Origin of the sequence: Streptomyces lincolnensis (assembly GCF_001685355.1) — a bacterium.
Lineage (GTDB): Bacteria > Actinomycetota > Actinomycetes > Streptomycetales > Streptomycetaceae > Streptomyces > Streptomyces lincolnensis.
Map to the genome: position 1 here is coordinate 1,192,541 of NZ_CP016438.1, position 13,878 is coordinate 1,206,418.

The window sequence follows — 13,878 nt, forward strand, 5'->3', positions numbered from 1 at the left end:
CTGGACTCCCCGTGATCTCCCCTTCAGCGGCCCCCTGTTGGGGGCCTGCCGCTACTCGCCGCCGTACGGCAGTGTCGTGCCCGGCAGGTTGTACTCGTCGCGTCGGCCGCACATCCCGAAGCCGCCGAGCCTTGTGGGCGCGGTTTCGTGGGCGGTCGCCTCGTCGAGGTAGGCCGGTTCGCCGTCGGCCAGCGCGTCCAGCTGGGCGCCGGTGCGTTCGGCGGTGGCCAGCGCGCCGGCCCGCCACAGCTCGCGCCAGTTCGGCACCTTGGCGCGCACCAGCCGGGCGGCGGCACGCTGGAACTCCCGGTAGGGACCGTTGTCCCCGGCGACGAGGGACTCGCGCAGGGCGAGATAGCCCTGGACGGCGAGGTCCCTGCGGCGCCGGGCCGCCGCCGCGGTGTCCTCGCCGGTGCCCGGGGGCAGGGCGGCGGCCGCCGCGTACCGCTCGGGGTCGGCGAGGATCTCGGGCGGGAAGGTGAAGACGGCGTCTCCCGCCTCCGGCAGCCCGCTGTTCTGCATCAGCACGGTGATCCGCAGGTCGCCGCCCTGCACCATGCGGTGCACGGTGCCCGGGGTGAACCAGGCGACGGAGCCCGCCTCCAGGGGGATGTCCCGGTAGCCGTCGGGGCTCAGCGTCTGCACCGCGCCCCGGCCGCCGGTGACGACGTACGCCTCGGTGCACACCAGATGCAGATGCGGGCTGCCGCCGCACACGCCGTCGGCGGCCTCCCAGTCGTAGGCGCTCAGGTGGGACAGGCCGATGGCGCCGGGCAGGGGGTGCGGGAGGGCGGGCTTGGGGTCGGTGGTCCGCCCGGCCCCGGGCCCCGCGCTCACCACGGCAGGCCCTTCAGGTGCGCGTCGACGCGGTCGGTGTCCCAGGCCCCGTCGGCGAAGACCACCCGGTAGCGGTACTCGAAGGACTCCCCAGGCGGCAGCTCGAACTCCTCGAAGAACGCCCAGGAGAACGCGACCGTCGGGAAGGGCTCGGAGCGCACGAACCAGTGCGACTCGTGGATCGCGCTGTTCCCGTCGAGGTTCTCCGGAGCGTGCGCGAAGACGATCGTGGAGTGGCCGTCGACGTCGTCGTGCTCGGTGGTGAAGGCCAGCCAGGGGCCCTGGCTGCCCATCAGCTTGTCGACGTCCCCGTCGGAGTCCGGGGCGAAGACGGTACCGCCGGTGAAGTCGCGGGGGCCGCGCCACTGGAGGCCCGTGTAGCCGGCCATCTCCCGGCCCGCGGTGGTCGGGGAGCCGAAGACCAGGGGCTCGTCGCGGACGTTGGTGAGCTTGATCGTCCAGTCCAGGGCCCAGGCGCCGGCCTCGTCGTCCACCGAGTGGACGGTGATGCCGCGCAGCTCGCTCGCCCACGGTGCGCCGCCGTTCTCCACCCAGGTGAGTTCCTCGGCGAAGGTGAGCCGGTCGTCCTCCACGGCGAACACCGGGAAGCCGTCGTGCCGCATCGAGCCGACGCGTTCGGGCAGCGGCAGATAGCCCTGGCCGTGCACGTAGCAGTTGCCGCCCCAGAAGTTCTGGCCGGACAGATGACTCGCCGTCATCTGGAGGCCCTTGTGCCAGCGGTGGTCGTTCGGGCGGTAGCCGGTCACCGTGCGCCCGGCGAGGGTCCGCACCGGGTGGGCGTAAGGCTTCTGGGCCTCGAAGGCCTCGGGGTCGGGGCGGTAGACGTAGCGGAGGATCTCGGTGCCGTCCGGGGCCTCGACCGCGATGTGCTCGCCGTGGACGTGGCTGACGCGGATGCTCATGCGCGCTCCTTGGGGGCCCAGTGGGGGTGGTCTCCGTGCATGGCCGGGTAGAAGGGGTCGCCGGGGCCGATCTCGCCCGCGTGCACCGGGTTGCCGGTGAACGCCGCCTTGTAGAGCGCGGCCGCGAACTCCAGCGTGGCGCGGGCCTCACGGCCACTGGTCGGCGGCCTGACACCGTTGTCGTACGCATCGAGCAGAGCACCGAGCTGTGCCGTGTGCGAGCTGGGCACGTCCGAGGCGGGGGTGCGCCAGGCGTCGGCGCGTGCGGCGTCGACGTGGGGGGCAGGCGTGTAGACCCAGTCCTCGTTGCGGTGGCCGTACAGGTGGGTGAGCTCGACGGTCGCGTCCGCGCAGTCGATACGGATGCGGCTGACCTCGTCCGGGGACAGGACGCTGTTGACGACGGTGGCGAGGGCGCCGTTCTCGAAGCGGACCAGGGCCGTCGAGACGTCCTCGCTCTCGGTGTCGTGGACCAGCCGCGCGGCCATGGCCCGGATCTCCGTCCACGGGCCGAGCAGGTGCAGCAGCAGGTCGAACTGGTGGATGCCGTGGCCCATCGTCGGCCCGCCGCCCTCGGTGGCCCACTTCCCGCGCCACGGTACGGCGTAGTAGGCGGCGTCGCGGTACCAGGTGGTCTGGCAGTGCGCGACCCGGGGAGCGCCCAGCTCGCCGCGGGCGATCAGCTCGCGGGCGTGGACGGCGCCGGAGCCGTAGCGGTGCTGGAAGACCACGGCGGCGTAGGCGCCCGAGGCCTCCTCGGCGGCCGCGATCTCGTCGTACTCGGCGAGCGAGAGGGTCAGCGGCTTCTCGCACAGCACCCAGGCGCCCGCCTTCAGCGCGTCCACCGTCTGCTGACGGTGCAGGGACGGCGGGGTGCCGATGAGGACCAGGTCGGGGCGCACGGCGTCCAGCATCTCGTCCATCGCCGTGTAACCGGCGATCTCCCCGCCCGCCAGTTCCCGGAAGGCGTCGAGCCGGTCGGTGTCCACGTCGACGGCGGCGACCAGCTCCACCCGGTCGGAGTGGGCTCTGAGCGCGGGCAGATGGCTGCCGCCGACAATGGCGCCAGTACCGACGACGGCCACGCGGCGGCGGGCTGCGAGCGGGGGCATGCGGTTCTCCTGGGACGGCCGACAGACGTGAAGAAAGCGCTTGCTCTTCAGGGGTCGACCCTAGGCGCCGGAGAATGTCCGAACAACCCCCCTGCAATGATCATTGGAAAGCATTGCCCGCCCGGCCACCGGATCCCCACACCGCAGAAGCCCGAGGTCCGGGGCGGTCAGGCGCCCTCCGCGCGGGTGACACGGATCTTGGACTGGCCGTGCGGCAGCCTCTCCCAGTCGTCCATGAACCGGGCCCGCAGCCCATGCTTCCCGGCCAGCGCCACGAGGGTCTCGGTGCGGTAGTAGAAGTCCTCCCGCAGCACGTGGTGCTCCTCCCCCTCGGTGCGGTCGAACGTGAAGTCGAACCAGCCGCCCGGCGCGAGCACCCGGCCGACGTGGGCCAGGCACTCCTCGATGACCGTCAGCGGCGAGTGCGAGAAGACGCTGTGCGCGTGGACGACGTCGAAGTGCGCGTCGGGCAGGAAGCGCAGCGTCAGGTCGCGTACCGGGGTGAGCGTCGGCAGCCGCTGCTGGAGGCCCATCTCCCCGATGGTGTCCTGCGCGGCGACGAGGATGTCGGGCGAGATGTCGATGCCGTAGTAGTGACCGGGCTCCAGGTGCCGGATGAACCGCCAGCCGGCCCGGAGGTTGCCGCAGCCGATCTCCAGCATGCGGTGCTCCGGGCGCAGTCCGTGCCCGAGCAGGTAGTCGAACTGCATCGCCCCCAACGCCAGCCACCGCTCCCGGTCGCGGCTGCCGACCGCCGCGTCCGGGTCGGTCCTGGTGTCCGAGCGCATCACCGCCCGGTAGTAGGAGATGTGGTCGGGGTGACGGTGACCGAGCCACATGTCCCGGGCGGCGCGGGCCAGGTGGCGGGGTACGCGGTCGGGGTGGCGCAGGGCGTAGGCGATGCGGTGGTGGAGGGCGGCGCGGTTGGTGGTGAGGTTCTTGGCGGGCATGGCGTGGGTTCCTCCTGGATTTCTGGTAGGGCGGGCGTGCGGGTTTCGCCATCTGGGGGTGCCGGGTGAGGTCGTATGGCGGCTGCGGGTTCGTTGTGGCTGGTCGCGCAGTTCCCCGTGCCCCTGAGGTGGGGACGGTTGCCGTGGGGCGGGCCTGCGGTGCGAGGTGTGGTGCTGCCAGCCTCGGTGTGGGAGCGGCGGGGGCGGCTCGGTCAACCGGCTTCGCTCCGCGGGCGGTTCGGGCGACGGGCGGGTCGGCCGATCGGTTGATGCGAGGGTGCGGGGGACGCGTTAGACACGAGGGGTGGGGGATGGACGGAACGCGAGACGGGGCACTGGATGGCAGACGGGGCGGAGCGCGGGATGGAGCACGGCGCGGGGCACGGGGGCGGGCACGGGATGGAGCGCGGGTTGGGCAGGCATGCCGATCCGGACGAGCGCTGGCTGGCCGTGACCGTGCACGGCGCTTTCTTCCTGCTGCTCGGCTCCTCCTTCGCGCGCTTCCTGACCCGCGACCAGGGGGGCGGGGCGCTCACGGAGTGGGTGGTGGCGCTGTTCGCCGTCTTCTGCCTGCTCTACGTCCTCGGGAGTCTCCTGGCACCGCCCCCGCGCCCCGGCGCCGCGCCCACCGCGCGACATCTGGTCTGGCTGGGGTCGGTCACCGCCGTCTGGGTCGCCCTCCTGGTCCTCGCGCCGAGCGCCACCTGGTGTGCGATGCCCCTGCTGTTCGCTGGTCTGCACGCGCTGCCGCCGAGGATCGCGGTGCCGGTGGCGGCCGTACTCACTGTGCTCGTCGTCGTGTCCGAGATCCGGGTGGCCGACGGTGCGCTCAACCCGAACATGGTCGTCGCCCCACCGGCCGTCGCCGCGGTCGCCACCGCCGTACTGGTCCATCTCCAGCGGCAGGGTGTGCGGCAGCGCGTCCTGATCGAGGACCTGGTGCGCACCCGTCATGAGCTCGCGGCGACCGGGCGGCGGGCGGGTGTCCTCGCGGAGCGCCAGCGGCTGGCCACGGAGATCCACGACACGCTCGCGCAGGGCCTGTCCAGCCAGCGGATGCTGCTCCAGGCCGCCGAACGGGTCTGGGACGCGGACCCGGACGCGGCCCGTGAGCACCTCGGCAAGGCGGCCGAGATCACCTCCCGCAACCTGGTCGAGGCCCGGCGCTTCGTCCACGACCTGGCTCCGGCCGACCTGAGCGACCAGTCCCTGCCGGACGCGCTCACCGTCCTCGCCCATCGGGAGAGCGGTCCCGGACTGACCGTGGAGTTCCGCCTCGACGGCGAACCGGACCCGGGCCGACTGCCGGAACGGGTCGAGGCGGCCCTCCTGCGCATCGCCCAGGGGGCCCTGGCCAACATCCGCGAACATGCCGCGGCCACCCGCGCGGCGGTGACGCTGACGTTTCTGGACGATCAGGTGTCGCTGGACGTCGCGGACAATGGGCGGGGGTTCGACGTGTGCGTACGGGTGGGTGAAGGGGGCGGAGGGGACCGGTCGGCCGAGGCCAGGTCGTCCGTCTCTGGGGAACCGGTGGACCCCCGGGAGGCTGCGCAACCGGTAATCGGCGGGGCGGCTGGGTGGCCTGAACTCGATCCGGCGAGCGGGGAAACGGTGACGGCGCGCGCGAGCAAGGCGCTGGCAGACGGGCGCGCGAGCGGGGCGTCCGCGGACGGGCGGGAGGCAGGAGACCGGTCGGACTGGCAGGAGGCGGGAAGCCCGGCGCACGAACCGGCCGGCGCGGAAGCGGTGGACGACTCCACAACAGGAGCACTGGCCGACAGCCAGACCAGCGGGAATCCGTCGGACGAGCCGACAGCGCCAAACCCGGCGCACGAACCGACCAGTGCGCAAGCGACCGAGCACCCCACAACCACCGCGCCAGCGGCCAGCCAAGCGACAGGAAGACCGTCGGACGAACCGGACGCGGCAAGCGCGGCGAGCGGTCGGCCGGTCGGGCGCGCGGACGGTGCGCGTGGGCATGGGCTGCCGGCCATGCGGATCCGGGCCCGGCAGTTGGGCGGTGTGATGACCGTGGAGTCCACGCCGGGTGAGGGCACCGTCGTGTCGGTGGCCGTCCCCCTGGCACCCTTGCCGTCCGTCCCGGTCGAGGAGGCCGCCCTGTGAGTACGTCGTTCCCCGCACCGCCCGTGCGGCTGCTGCTGTGCGACGACCATGCCGTGGTGCGCGCGGGTCTGCGGGCCCTGTTGTCGAGCGAGGAGGGCATCGACGTGGTCGGGGAGGCGGCGACCGGTGAGGAGGCGCTCGCGATGGCGGCGAGCCTGCGCCCCGACGTCGTCCTGATGGATCTCCAGCTCGACGGCCGTATGGACGGGGTGACGGCCACCCGGCACCTCACCTCCAGCGGGGAGGCGGGCCCCCGGGTCCTGGTGCTCACCATGTTCGACACCGACGCCGACATCACGCGTGCCATCGAGGCGGGCGCCACCGGATATCTCCTCAAGGCCGAACGCCCCGACGAACTCTTCACCGCGATCCGCGACGCCGCGGCCGGCCGCACCGCCCTCTCCGCCCCGGTCGCCGACCGCCTGCTGACCCGGCTGCGCAGCCCGAGCCCCGCCCTCTCCCCCCGCGAGCAGGACATCCTCCAACAGCTCGCACACGGCCTCGGCAACCGCGAGATCGCCCGCGCCCTGTTCATCAGCGAGGCCACCGTCAAAACCCATCTGGGCCGCATCTACGGCAAGTTGGGCGTCGAGACCCGGTCGGGCGCGGTGGCGGTCGCCAAGGAGAGACGCCTGCTGCCGTGACGTCCGGGATCCCCTGGCCGTGTCGAGAAACCGGGTGCCGCCCCGACGTCTCCTGCGTACGGACCCCAGGGCCCCCAAGGCCCCAGGTCATCGCACGGATCGAAGGAGACGGCCATGCAGACACTGACTGTCGATGTGTTTCTCTCGGTGGACGGGTGGGCCGGGAGCGAGAATTCGCCGGGCTACTTCGGGTACCTCGGCCCCGAGCTGGAAGAGTGGATCACCGCCGAGTCGGCCCTGCCGCAAACGGTCGTCCTGGGGCGGCGCACCTATGAGGCGCTCGCGGCTCTGGCCGAGGAGGCGCGCGACGCTTCCTGGCGCCGGCTGACCGAGCTGGACAAGGTCGTGTTCTCCACGACGCTGGAGACGGCGTCCTGGCCGAACACGCGCATCCGTCGTGATCTCCTCACCGAGGTCACACGCCTCAAGAAGGACGGCGACCTCCCGCTCCGCACCATGGGAAGCCTTTCCGTGGCCCGGCAGCTTCTCGACGCTGGGCTCGTGGAGCGCCTGAGGCTCATGACGTTTCCCCTTCTCGTGGGGCGATCGGGCCGTGAGCCGTTCTTCGCGGGAGTGTCCTCCGCCGACCTGGAACCGGTCGGCCACCGAGCCCTGGACGACCGGGTGTTGCTGATCGAGTACCGGCCCACCGGTGGCGACATCCCACGTGCCTGACGGATCCGCATGACGGGGACCGGTCCCGGCGGCGTCGGCTTACACATGCCTGGCGGGAATCCCCCCACGACGACAGGAGATCCAACCGATGGGTACACACATGAGCCGGCGAGCCACGACGACTGCCGTGACGCTGACCATGGCGGGCGCACTGGGGTTCGGTGCGATGGCGCCGACGGCCTACGGCGCCGGACAGGGGCCCTGCTACGACGGGCGGTGCGAGATCACCGTGTCGAAGCCCACGACCATCAAGGTCGACAGCAGGAAGTTCGGATTCGGGAAGCTGAAGGTCACGCACATCAGCTCCCGGGCCGTGAAGTTCTCGGCCTCCAGCGGCGGGGCGAGCCTCAGCGGCAGCACCAGCCCGGGCGGCACGGTCAAGTTCAACAACCTGAAGATCTGGGTGAAGTCGGCCTCCGGCCACAAGGCCAGGCTCGCGCTGTTCCCGACCAAGCGCTGAGCATCCCGGCCGGCGTCCGGGCGTCTCGGCGTCCCGCCCTCCGGGCGGTCCCAGCCGGCGTCAGGGCCTTGGGGTCCTGACGCCGCTCGGTTCCGGCTCGGCGGGTGGGCGTCCCACGTCCGAGAGCGTCTCCCGGGCCCGGGCGTCGACGAACCGGGTCACGAGATGCTGGCCGGCACCGAAGATGACGGCCCAGGCCACGATCTGCGGACTGGAATCGAGGTCGCTCAGACCGGGGATGAAGGCGCCCCGGATCAGCAGCACTCCGATGAACGCGGTCAGGGCACCCGTCGGGAATTTGAGCAGGGCTGCCGCGAGCGGCAGCATGTAGGGGCTGCTCGTTCCCTGGATCTGGCGGAGAGACGCTATGACCGTGAGTGCCGCGCCGGCCAGTCCTGCCGCCTCGATGACGAGAACATCGACCTGCTGTGCATAGTCACTGGCAACATTTCCCTTCACGTGATGGATCTCTCCGGAAGGGCACGCGGCGAATTTCTTTCCCTCGGGAAGGAAGCACATGTTCAGTGAATTGGGGCAGTACCAACCCCAGGCCGCGAGCCCACCCGCGCCGAGGAGAACGAAGAAGGTCGCGATCCTCAGGATGATGCTGAGACTGCGCACTCTGCTGAATTCGGCGTCGAGTGCGTCGTACGAGGCGCCGAGGGCGAGGACGAGGAGTGCGCGGTCTCCCGGCCGTGGTCCGTTCCCCGCCACCCGTTCCGCGACCGTTTCCGCCTGCACCCGAAGCGGGTCGGCCGGGCGAAGGTGCTGTTCGACCTGGCTCAGGACATCGGTACTCCGGCCGATCAGGTCTTCGTCCGAACACAGCCGCAGCAGGAGCACGTCGGCGCCGCGCACATTGGCCCATGTCCGTTCGAGAGCCGCGGCTCCGCTGAAGGGGCGGCGCGGCGCGGAGACGGCGTTGCCGGCCTCTTCCAGTTGCCGGGCGATCCCCTCAAGCGTCCTCTCCCTCTCACACTGCTCGGCCTGGTTCGCCGCCGCTCGGCAGCTCTCGCGATCCGCCTGCTGTTCCAGAAAGAGAATGCGAGCGGCGGCGCGCTCACGCCAGGCCGTTCTGTGAGTTCTGAGGGATTTTCTGGGCAATCTCGGCGAATGAGCCACGTTCTTTCGTCCGGCCGGCTCGTACCGATGACCCAATATGAGCGAAGCCGCCCACACGAGAACGAGGAGAGCGATACTTCCTCTGGGTGTTCTCGGGCTTTCCGCACCGTTGAAAGCTTTCCCGTTGGTCATTCAGACCTCCAGCAAAGACATCCCTTCCCAGCGTAGGCCGAACAGCCAACAGGTGCACGTCAAGAAGGGTGGACCTCTATCGTGTCCGACGGCCCCCTCCGCCCGACCCTCAACCCTGGAGCCCGCTGTGCCGTTGTGGACACGAACGACACGCATGACACGCACCACCCGCCCGCTGTCCCTGCTCCTGTCGAGCGTGCTCGCGGCCGGAACGCTCACCGGCTGCGCGCTGCTGGACCTCGCCGAGGACTGCGAGGGAACCGACGACCGGGTGAAGGAGATGGGCGCGCTCGACATCCTCGACTCCCGGCCCGCCGGGGCGACCGTCGCCCGGGGCTTCGAGAAGGTCGACGCCGGCTGCTGGGCGGACAGCGGCGATGTCTCGCTGTACGCCGGCCGGACCTACGCCTTCCCCGGCACACGGGCCGAAGCGGCCGCGCACTACCGGACGGCGGCAGCACGGGACGGATGGCGTCCGGACCCCGAAGCCCCGTCCGACGACCTCTGCTACACGCGGGAGAAAATGGCCCTGCGGATCGTCTTCCTCACCGCCGAACTCCTCGCGGAGGACGGCCACGGAAGCCGCCCCGACCTCACCACCGGGGCCGGCTATTCGATCACCGTCGACTCGTTCGCGAACAGCGACGCCGAGGCGGGCTGCCAGTGACGGAGCGCGCAGGCGAAAGCGATTTGCCGACTCGGACGGCGCGTGGGTGGCGTCGCCGTCCGTGACCCCGGCTCCACGCACCGAGCGGCTGCTTCTGGTCGGGCATGCCGAGATCAAGCCGACCGAGGTCTGTGCCACCGTAGCCGCGCCGAACGAGGCCTCACTGACTAGGCCCGCGCCTCCCCGCCCGGCCCCAGTCCGGCCCCCCGCTCCCGGAACCGGTATCGCCGCTCGGGTCGCCCCGCCGCGCCGTAGCGCAGGGAGACGTCCGCGGTGCCGATGGTGTGGAAGTGCTCCAGGTAGCGGCGGGCGCTGACGCGGGAGATGCCGGCGAGGGTGGCGCATTCGGTGGCGGAGAGGGAGCCGTCGGCGGTGCGCAGGGTGCGTTCGACGAGTCGGGCGGTCTCCGGGCTCATGCCCTTGGGGAGGGGGCCGATGTCCGGTGCCGGGACCGCCGACCTGGCCAGGACCCGGTCGATGTCGGCCTGACTGTGTACGACGGCGGTGAGGAGCCGGTCACGCTGGGCGGCGTAGCGCTCCAGGCGGGCGCGCAGGTCGTCGAAGCCGAAGGGTTTGAGGAGGTAGTCGACGACCCCCTGGCGGGCGGCGCCGCGGACCGCGTCCGCGTCACGCGCGGCGCTGACGACCATCACGTCGCAGTCGTGGCCGGCGGTGCGCAGCCGCGGGACGAGGTCCAGGCCGAAGACGTCGGGCAGATAGAGGTCCAGCAGGACGAGGTCGGGGCTCAGCTCGTCCACGGCGAGGGCGGCCTGCTCCCCGGTGTGGGCGACGCCGACGACCCGGAAGGGCGCGACGCGTTCGACGAAGGCGCGGTGGACCCGGGCCACCATGAAGTCGTCGTCGACCACGAGCACGTCGATCGTGTCGGCCGCCGCGCGCCTGCCTGTCATCGGACCGCTCCTTCCCCACGGGATCCCACCCCGAGACGCTCGCAGACGAGCCGGGCCCGCGCCAGGGCTCTCACCTGCGCAAGCGGAAGCCGGGTGGGGGCATCTGTCGGCCGGTGACCGAAAAGACCACAACCTTCGTTGGTTCCGGAACGGAGACAGGCCGTTCACACCCGGGCAACATGTGGCCCACATCACCCTCCCCCACAGGGCATTCCCGTATCGCATCGACGTACCGACAGGTGGTGGCACTCGTGCGCCTGCGCACACTCCTCGCCCTGCTCGGGGCCGCCGTACTCGTGCTGGTGGGGCCTCCACTGCTCACGACCGGCAGCGGCGCCGAGACCGGCACCCAGATCCCCGGCCTGCGTTTCATGGTCCCCAACACACCGGGCGGCGGCTACGACATCACGGCCCGTACGGCCGCGAAGAACGCCGAGGACGCCGGGCTCACGCACAACATCGAGGTGTTCAACCTGCCCGGCGCGGGCGGCACCGTCGGGCTGAGCCGACTGGTGAGCGAACACGGCAACGGCAAGCTCGCCATGTCGATGGGCCTCGGTGTGGTGGGTGCCGTCCGCTCCAACCACGCGCCCAAGACGCTCGCCGACACCACGCCGATCGCCCGGCTCACCGAGGAGCAGGACGTCGTCGTGGTCGCCGACGACTCTCCGTACAAGAACATCGACGAGCTGATCGAGGCGTGGAGGAAGAACCCCGGCAAGCTGCCCGTGGGCGGCGGTTCGTCGCCGGGCGGGCCCGACCATCTCGCGCCGATGCTGATGGCGCAGGCCGCCGGGATCGCTCCGAAGCAGGTCAACTACATCCCCTTCGACGGCGGCGGCGAGCTGCTCGCCTCGATCCTCGGCAGCAAGGTCGCCTTCGGGGTGTCCGGGGTCGGTGAGTACCTCGACCAGATCAAGGCGGGCGACCTGCGGGTGCTGGCCGTCACGGGCCCCGAGCGGGTCGACGAGCTCGACGCGCCCACCCTGAAGGAGTCGGGCTACGACGTGAACTTCACCAACTGGCGCGGCATCGTCGCCCCGCCCGGGCTGTCGGAGGCCGAGCGGGACAAGCTGACCCGGCTGGTCGCCGAGCTCCACGACTCGCCCGAGTGGCAGAAGTCCATGGAGAAGAACGGCTGGGACGACGCGTTCCTGACCGGTGAGAAGTTCGGCGACTTCCTGGACGCGCAGGACAGGCGCGTGGTGTCGGTGCTGAAGGAGCTGGGACTGTGACGACACACACCGAATCACCCGCCGCCGAGCCGTCCGAGCGCCGGTCCTGGCTGCGCGAGCACTCCGAACTCGGTGTCTGTGTCCTGCTGTTGGCGCTCGGCGCACTCGTCCTGACCGACGCGCTCACGATGGACGTCGACATCACCCAGCGCGGCCCGGTCGGACCGAAGACCGTGCCGGTCGTCGTCGGTGCCGGGCTGCTGGTCATCGCCGCCCTGCTCGCCGTCGACGTGCTGCGCGGCGGCCGGGGTGAGGCGGAGGGCGGTGAGGACATCGACCTGTCCGAACCGGCCGACTGGCGCACGGTGCTGCTGCTCTCGGGGGTCTTCCTCGGCGCGGCCGTACTCATCGAGCCCCTCGGCTTCCCGATCGCGGGCGCCCTGTTGTTCTGGGGGGCCGCCTTCGCGCTCGGCAGCCGTCGCTTCGACCGGGATCCGCTGATCGCGGCCGTCCTCTCCCTCGTCACCTACGCCGTATTCAACAATCTGCTCGGAGTCCCGCTGCCCGGCGGTCCGCTGATGGGAGTGCTGTGACATGGACGCCCTCAACTCCCTTCTGGACGGCTTCGGTACGGCCCTGACGCCGCTGAATCTGCTGTGGGCCGCCCTCGGTGTGCTGCTCGGCACGGCGATCGGCGTGCTGCCCGGTATCGGTCCCGCGATGGCGGTCGCCCTGCTGCTGCCGGTCACCTACGGGCTCGACCCGATCGCCGCGTTCATCATGTTCGCGGGCATCTACTACGGTGCGATGTTCGGCGGTTCGACCACCTCCATCCTGCTCAACACGCCCGGCGAGAGCGCGGCCGTGGTCGCGGCCATGGAGGGCAATCCGATGGCGAAGTCGGGGCGGGGCGCCCAGGCGCTCGCGGCCGCCGCCATCGGGCACTTCGCGGGCGGCATGATCGGCACGATCCTGCTGGTCGCGCTGGCGCCCGCGGTGGCGGAACTGGCGGTGGACATCGGCGCGCCGGACTACTTCGCCATCATGGTGCTGGCGTTCATCGCGGTGACCTCGGTGCTGGGTTCGTCGCGGATCCGCGGTCTGGCCTCCCTGCTGATCGGCCTGACGATCGGGCTGGTGGGCCTGGACCAGATGACCGGCCAGCAACGGCTGACCTTCGGCTCCCTCCAACTCGCCGACGGCATCGACGTGGTGATCGTGGCGGTCGGTCTGTTCGCGATCGGTGAGGCGCTGTGGGTCGCGGCGCATCTGCGGCGCAGCCCGGGCGAGCCGATCCCGGTGGGCCGGCCGTGGCTGGGCCGTGAGGATGTGCGGCGGACCTGGAAGTCGTGGCTGCGCGGCCCGTTCATCGGCTTCCCCTTCGGCGCGATCCCGGCGGGCGGGGCGGAGATCCCCACCTTCCTGTCGTACGTCACGGAGAAGCGTCTGTCGAAGCACAAGGAGGAGTTCGGCAAGGGCGCCATCGAGGGCGTGGCCGGGCCGGAGTCGGCGGCGTCGGCCTCGGCGGCGGGCACCCTGGTGTCCATGCTGACGCTGGGTCTGCCGACCACTGCGGTCGCCGCGGTGATGCTGGCCGCGTTCCAGCAGTACGGCATCCAGCCGGGGCCGCTGCTGTTCGAACGCGAACCGGAGCTGGTGTGGGGGCTGATCGCCTCGCTGTTCGTCGGCATGGTGCTGCTGCTCGCGCTCAACCTGCCGCTGGCGCCGTTGTGGGCGAAGCTGCTGCGCATCCCGCGGCCGTATCTGTACGCCGGGATCCTGTTCTTCGCGGCGGTCGGTGCGTACGCGGTCGGCGGTGAGGTCGTCGACCTGGTGATCCTGCTGATCATCGGCCTGATCGGCTTCGGCATGCGGCGCTACGGCCTGCCGGTGCTGCCCGCCGTCATCGGTGTCATCCTCGGTCCGAACGCCGAGCAACAGCTGCGCCGCGCCCTCCAGATCAGCGACGGCAGTGTCTCGGGTCTGGTGAACACGCCCTTCTCGGTGACCGTGTATGCGGTGATCGTGCTGCTGCTGGTCTGGCCGCTGCTGCGGAAGGCGGTGACCCGCCGCCCCAACTCCGGTGCGGTGTCGGAGCGTTGACAGGGCGAGCCGTCCGCGTCACGGTGAAAGACCCCGCCGT

The 13,878-nt window shown here is 71.2% G+C and carries 13 protein-coding genes and 2 pseudogenes; 9 read left to right on the forward strand and 6 right to left on the reverse strand.

From position 1 onward, the window contains the following. Positions 1 to 51: 51 nt before the first annotated feature. The 4 genes from SLINC_RS05275 to SLINC_RS05290 form a co-directional block, all read right to left on the reverse strand. Positions 52 to 837, reverse strand: coding sequence for a cupin domain-containing protein (locus SLINC_RS05275; protein WP_067445019.1), 786 nt, complete (start codon positions 835 to 837; stop codon positions 52 to 54). Then, the gene (locus SLINC_RS05280) at positions 834 to 1,760 is read right to left on the reverse strand and encodes a DUF6807 domain-containing protein (protein ID WP_067427409.1); all 927 of its coding nucleotides are present in this window, start codon (positions 1,758 to 1,760) and stop codon (positions 834 to 836) included. Before SLINC_RS05280 ends, SLINC_RS05275 begins: the two co-directional genes overlap by 4 nt. Continuing rightward, the gene (locus SLINC_RS05285) at positions 1,757 to 2,872 is read right to left on the reverse strand and encodes a Gfo/Idh/MocA family protein (protein WP_067427411.1); all 1,116 of its coding nucleotides are present in this window, start codon (positions 2,870 to 2,872) and stop codon (positions 1,757 to 1,759) included. Before SLINC_RS05285 ends, SLINC_RS05280 begins: the two co-directional genes overlap by 4 nt. A gap of 167 nt (positions 2,873 to 3,039) precedes the next feature. Further along, on the reverse strand, positions 3,040 to 3,822 hold the full coding sequence (locus SLINC_RS05290) for a class I SAM-dependent methyltransferase (RefSeq protein WP_067427413.1): 783 nt from the start codon (positions 3,820 to 3,822) through the stop codon (positions 3,040 to 3,042). A 399-nt stretch (positions 3,823 to 4,221) separates the two neighbouring features. On the opposite strand from SLINC_RS05290, the pseudogene SLINC_RS50380 reads away from it, so the two are divergent. The 5 genes and pseudogenes from SLINC_RS50380 to SLINC_RS05310 all read left to right on the forward strand — a co-directional run. Continuing rightward, positions 4,222 to 5,280 (forward strand): annotated as a pseudogene (locus SLINC_RS50380) (sensor histidine kinase); the annotation flags it as partial. Positions 5,281 to 5,793: 513 nt separating this feature from the next. Continuing rightward, positions 5,794 to 5,949 (forward strand): annotated as a pseudogene (locus tag SLINC_RS50385) (ATP-binding protein); the annotation flags it as partial. Further along, on the forward strand, positions 5,946 to 6,593 hold the full coding sequence (locus SLINC_RS05300; protein ID WP_067427414.1) for a response regulator: 648 nt from the start codon (positions 5,946 to 5,948) through the stop codon (positions 6,591 to 6,593). The pseudogene SLINC_RS50385 and the gene SLINC_RS05300, both read left to right, overlap by 4 nt. A gap of 114 nt (positions 6,594 to 6,707) precedes the next feature. Then, complete coding sequence (locus SLINC_RS05305) at positions 6,708 to 7,268, forward strand: dihydrofolate reductase family protein (protein ID WP_067427415.1); 561 nt, start codon at positions 6,708 to 6,710, stop codon at positions 7,266 to 7,268. Positions 7,269 to 7,368: 100 nt separating this feature from the next. Next, positions 7,369 to 7,728 (forward strand): hypothetical protein, encoded by a 360-nt coding sequence (locus tag SLINC_RS05310; protein ID WP_225988248.1) that lies wholly within the window; start codon positions 7,369 to 7,371, stop codon positions 7,726 to 7,728. Positions 7,729 to 7,788: 60 nt separating this feature from the next. On the opposite strand, the gene SLINC_RS05315 is transcribed toward SLINC_RS05310, so the two are convergent. Further along, a complete protein-coding gene (locus SLINC_RS05315) occupies positions 7,789 to 8,982 on the reverse strand; it encodes a hypothetical protein (RefSeq protein WP_225988249.1) in 1,194 nt (397 codons plus the stop codon). A 154-nt stretch (positions 8,983 to 9,136) separates the two neighbouring features. Here SLINC_RS05315 and SLINC_RS05320 point away from each other — a divergent pair, with 154 nt between their 5' ends. Beyond that, positions 9,137 to 9,649, forward strand: a complete 513-nt coding sequence (locus SLINC_RS05320) for a hypothetical protein (RefSeq protein WP_067427420.1) — start codon at positions 9,137 to 9,139, stop codon at positions 9,647 to 9,649. Between the two features lie 167 nt (positions 9,650 to 9,816). Here the strand turns inward: SLINC_RS05320 and SLINC_RS05325 are convergent, their stop codons facing one another. Then, positions 9,817 to 10,560, reverse strand: coding sequence for a response regulator (locus SLINC_RS05325; protein WP_067427422.1), 744 nt, complete (start codon positions 10,558 to 10,560; stop codon positions 9,817 to 9,819). Positions 10,561 to 10,811: 251 nt separating this feature from the next. Between SLINC_RS05325 and SLINC_RS05330 the strand changes: the two genes are divergently transcribed. Genes SLINC_RS05330 through SLINC_RS05340 form a run of 3 tightly spaced genes read left to right on the forward strand, consistent with a single transcriptional unit; the run spans position 10,812 to position 13,838 of the window. Continuing rightward, on the forward strand, positions 10,812 to 11,795 hold the full coding sequence (locus tag SLINC_RS05330) for a Bug family tripartite tricarboxylate transporter substrate binding protein (protein ID WP_067427424.1): 984 nt from the start codon (positions 10,812 to 10,814) through the stop codon (positions 11,793 to 11,795). Next, positions 11,792 to 12,328, forward strand: coding sequence for a tripartite tricarboxylate transporter TctB family protein (locus SLINC_RS05335; protein WP_067427426.1), 537 nt, complete (start codon positions 11,792 to 11,794; stop codon positions 12,326 to 12,328). Before SLINC_RS05330 ends, SLINC_RS05335 begins: the two co-directional genes overlap by 4 nt. Before the next feature lies 1 nt (position 12,329). Beyond that, entirely contained in the window at positions 12,330 to 13,838 is a 1,509-nt protein-coding gene (locus SLINC_RS05340) for a tripartite tricarboxylate transporter permease (protein WP_067427428.1), read from the forward strand. Positions 13,839 to 13,878: the final 40 nt, after the last annotated feature.